Below are 928 nucleotides of genomic sequence, written 5' to 3'. Positions count from 1 at the left end.
ATATTACCGTTGATAACCTACACTTAGGATGTCATGCAAAAAATAAAGCTGAAGTTTTAGCAATGATAGGAAAAGAGTTTAAATTAAAAGGTTATATTAACCAAGACTGTATCTCTTTTCTTAATGAAAGAGAACAACAAGTCTCTACATTCTTGGGGAATGGTATTACCTTACCTCATCTGCCTAAATTAGCCACAAATATCATTGTTAAAACCGGTGTTGAGATTTTTCAATTCCCTGATGGTGTCATCTGGGATAGAAGTAATGTTATGTTTATTGCCATTGGGGTTATTGCTAAAGAAAAAGAGCATATTGATGTGTTAAAAGATGTAGCCTCGATTTTTAGTGATGAAATTATTGCCAATGCGCTCTCATTAATCTCAAATAAACAGGATTTTCTCCGTATCCTTAATCGTAAATAGGGGGAGGGTCGTGTAAGCCTGGAATTGTAGGGTTTATTAGCAGATTAAATAGCAAAAAGTTCACTTGAGGTTGCTTAAGTGGGCTTTTTTAATTTGGTAGTTGTAAAACCATCTCAATGTGCTGGCTGACGCTTAACAGTAGTGACTTTTATTAACCACTTCGGCATAAAGTTATTAAGGCGATTTGATGCCATTCGCGCATGTTTCCATCCTGAAACAGAACCTGGGTACTCAGAAAAAGAGTAGGTTACTATCGCGTATGCCTCTATATGACGTTAATAGATAACGATAGATATTTATGTTGTTTGCATAGCATGAACTTTTGGCAGTATAAAATAATAATATTATCGCAAGTCACTTATGCATAATAATATTTTCATTCATTAACAGTACAAGGAGGTAGTGTGAGCATTATTCCTATTCCTGACTATAAAACTCTACTTATATAGTGAATTATATTCATACAGTAAACTAATCGCACAGTGGATGTGAGGGTTATTTTTACG

1 protein-coding gene is annotated in these 928 nt (G+C 34.4%); it reads left to right on the top strand.

Annotation, left to right across the window (positions count from 1 at the left end):
* Positions 1 to 2: 2 nt before the first annotated feature.
* The gene (locus V2A85_RS24005) at positions 3 to 422 is read left to right on the top strand and encodes a PTS sugar transporter subunit IIA (RefSeq protein WP_420072596.1); all 420 of its coding nucleotides are present in this window, start codon (positions 3 to 5) and stop codon (positions 420 to 422) included.
* Positions 423 to 928: the final 506 nt, after the last annotated feature.

This window comes from Yersinia sp. 1252 StPb PI (assembly GCF_048593885.1).
Lineage (GTDB): Bacteria > Pseudomonadota > Gammaproteobacteria > Enterobacterales > Enterobacteriaceae > Yersinia > Yersinia enterocolitica_E.
The sequence above is the reverse complement of the archived record's forward strand: the minus strand, read 5'-3'. Positions and strand labels throughout refer to the sequence as shown.